Consider the following 2,875-nt stretch of genomic DNA (forward strand, 5'->3'; position numbering starts at 1 on the left):
TCGGTTGTGTTTGCGTAAGTTCTATTTATTTATCTAAATATATAATAAAGGAGTTTTTATGAGAAGTTTTATGATTATTTTGCTTAGTATTAGTTTGCTCACAGCCTGTACGCAAAGCAACTCTAACCATCCATCCCCACCGCAGACAGAACCAAATCCACCAACAATGGACTTACCAAACAATGATAAGGAGAAAGACAAAGTGGATAATCAAGACCATCTTGACCGAACCAATACATTGTTAGGCACAGATAGCAATAATAATGGCATTCGTGATGATATTGATGCGTATATCGCAAAAAAATATACAGACCCTGCACAAAAAAAAGCAGTAGAAAATATGGCAAAAGCCATGCAAAAATCGCTGACTGTCGGTATGATAGCTGATGAAGAAACAAGACGGCTTGAAGCAAAAAAACTTTCTTTAGAAATAGGAAAAGGCATAGACTGTGCTTTTTACATGAATAGCATTAACCCAAGTTTTGATCTTGATATTCTTGATCAAATAGAATCTCTCACAACAAACACAAAAGAGAGATTACTTGCCTATCTAGCGTATGATAAAGCATTAGATGGCACAGTTCACGCTCTAACCGACCCAAAAGGAGATTGTTATGAATAAAAGAACAGCAACATTTGGTTTAGTATTTTTTATCAATACTTATTTGTTTACACCTGTGGTATATGCAGAAACTATATCACCAGAAAATAATATTTGCCAATCACAAGGGATAATATTTGGGTTTTTAAATGGCGTTCAAACCACATCACGTCAAGCTCGTATCAATTTAAATCATATGAAATACTTATATGGTAATACAACACCAAAAGGTGAAGCTATCAGATACGAGCTACTTTACAATCAAACAAACGGTTTTTCAGATTTTGTAGAAGTATTTGAACAAAGATTACTTGAGCAAGATATTGCCTTAAAGGGTAGATTTGAATTATTTTTTGAAGCTCTACGTGATGAAGGTACTTTTTTAGATAAAATTAAAAAAGCTGTACCAAATCTAACAGATATTTTTATTGCCTTTAAAGACAGACAAAAAGTATGGATGGCTCAAAAACTTACAACGCTATTCGGTAATCCACCAACATTAGAAGACTATAAGGAACATCAATCTAGAATTGACACATGGGCATTAGAGGGTTATAAAGTGTTATTTTTTGCCCATTCTCAAGGAAATTTATTTGCCAATTCTGCCTATCAATATGCAAGAACAAAAATGGACGCATCTTCCGTACATATCATACATGTTGCTCCTGCATCGCCAACACTCAATGGAAATCATGTGTTGGCTGATAAAGACTACGTGATTAATGGTTTAAGATTGGTAGGCTCTGTTCCACCAGTTACTGATGTAATTCCGACATTCTTACTGAGACCTGCAGGATTGAATGGGAAAAAAGATTTTTTAGGACATGGACTATTGGAAATTTATTTAAATAAAAGTTTAATAACCTCTGTCAAAATAGCCGATTATGTAAATACTTCTTTTAATACGTTACAAAAACCTGTGGCTCAAGCATCTTCTGGCTTTTTCACAACAACATTAACATGGAATGGTACTGGTGATGTAGATTTACACACATTTGAACCCAATATGCAAGTATTCTATCGTAATATGCAAGGTAAATCAGGCTATCTTGATGTGGATAATACGCACGGTTTTGGTCCAGAACATTATTTTGCAAGTTGCGATAAAACCAAACTCCAAGAAGGTACTTATACAATTAAACTTGCAAACTATAACCGAGCTGATGGACGTACTGCCACAGTCCAAATCGCCACCAATAAACAAGGCGTTGTTTTGACCAAAAGTGCTGTAATGGGTGAATCAACAGAAGATAACCCAACTCACTTTATTGCCAATGTCCATGTATCAAAAGATGATATGGGCAATTATCACGCAAAAGTTGAATAAAATGATGATAATACAAGAAAAGCAATCCTAACAAGATTGCTTTTTTTAAACTTCATCATCAAAACCGATTTTCACCTGCTTTTGCGATGGCTTTTTGGTAAGCAGGACGAGCATGACAGCGTTTTAACCAATTATGAATATTGGCAAAACGTGGCTCAAGTTGGCGTGTGGTTTTCATTGCATTAATCGCAAATTCAAGCTGAATATCCGCCCCTGTAAACTGCGAACCTGCCAACCAATCATTGCTTGACAAATGTTTGTCTAACATATTGAGTTCTGCTTCAAGGGTTTTATTTACATACGATTCGTTCACGCCTTTTTTGAGCAGTTTGGCAACTTGTTTGATACCAATCGGTGATTTTTTAATCATTTTGCCAAACAAAAGCCGAATAATTAACAAAGGCATGAGTGAACTTTCGGTAAAATGCAACCAATAGCGATAATCTTCATAAGCAGGCGTGCCATAATCTGGGCGAAATTGTTTATTTAGCACCATTTGGGCGATGAGTTCAGGATTTTGCTCACCTTTGGCATCATAATTATCAATCAAATATTCAATCATGATGGCAGATTCAATCAATGTCTTATCACCATCTTGTAAAATGGGGGCTTTTCCCATTGGGTGAACCTGTTGCAGGGCTTTGGGAGCAAGACCATTGACACGCTCATACGTGGTTAATTGATAAGTTAAATTTAACTCTTCTAGTAGCCAAATGATACGAAAAGAGCGAGAACTTTGTAAATGATGTAAATGTAGTTTTGACATAAAAATAGGACTTACGCAAAACCAATAAATTTGCGTAAGCGGATTAAAATATAGTAGCATAAAAGAATGCAAGCAAAAGCCATCACCCGACTAGACTACTGCCAATACTTACTGGTAAGCCAAAATAACTACACACTTACCCACTATGCCAAGCATCATCTTGAAGAAATAAGCCACGACC

The 2,875-nt window shown here is 35.8% G+C and carries 3 protein-coding genes and 1 pseudogene; 3 read left to right on the forward strand and 1 reads right to left on the reverse strand.

Annotated features, from left to right (window positions below; genetic code table 11):
- Positions 1-58: 58 nt before the first annotated feature.
- Both B0682_RS09265 and B0682_RS09270 read left to right on the forward strand, forming a co-directional pair.
- Positions 59-622, forward strand: a complete 564-nt coding sequence (locus tag B0682_RS09265) for a hypothetical protein (protein WP_143823365.1) — start codon at positions 59-61, stop codon at positions 620-622.
- The gene (locus B0682_RS09270) at positions 615-1,928 is read left to right on the forward strand and encodes a hypothetical protein (protein WP_143823366.1); all 1,314 of its coding nucleotides are present in this window, start codon (positions 615-617) and stop codon (positions 1,926-1,928) included. Before B0682_RS09265 ends, B0682_RS09270 begins: the two co-directional genes overlap by 8 nt.
- A 58-nt stretch (positions 1,929-1,986) precedes the next feature.
- On the opposite strand, the gene B0682_RS09275 is transcribed toward B0682_RS09270, so the two are convergent.
- On the reverse strand, positions 1,987-2,694 hold the full coding sequence (locus B0682_RS09275; protein ID WP_078308451.1) for a glutathione S-transferase: 708 nt from the start codon (positions 2,692-2,694) through the stop codon (positions 1,987-1,989).
- A 66-nt stretch (positions 2,695-2,760) separates the two neighbouring features.
- Between B0682_RS09275 and B0682_RS09695 the strand changes: the two are divergent.
- Positions 2,761-2,875, forward strand: a pseudogene (locus B0682_RS09695) (IS701 family transposase); the annotation flags it as partial.

It is taken from the genome of Lwoffella lincolnii (genome assembly GCF_002014765.1).
GTDB classification, from domain to species: Bacteria; Pseudomonadota; Gammaproteobacteria; order Pseudomonadales; family Moraxellaceae; genus Psychrobacter; species Psychrobacter lincolnii.

Coding starts and splice junctions, on each gene's coding strand:
- B0682_RS09265 (WP_143823365.1), top strand. CDS start 59: ATGAGAAGTTTTATGATTATTTTGCTTAGTATTAGTTTGCTCACAGCC.
- B0682_RS09270 (WP_143823366.1), top strand. CDS start 615: ATGAATAAAAGAACAGCAACATTTGGTTTAGTATTTTTTATCAATACT.
- B0682_RS09275 (WP_078308451.1), bottom strand. CDS start 2,694: ATGTCAAAACTACATTTACATCATTTACAAAGTTCTCGCTCTTTTCGT.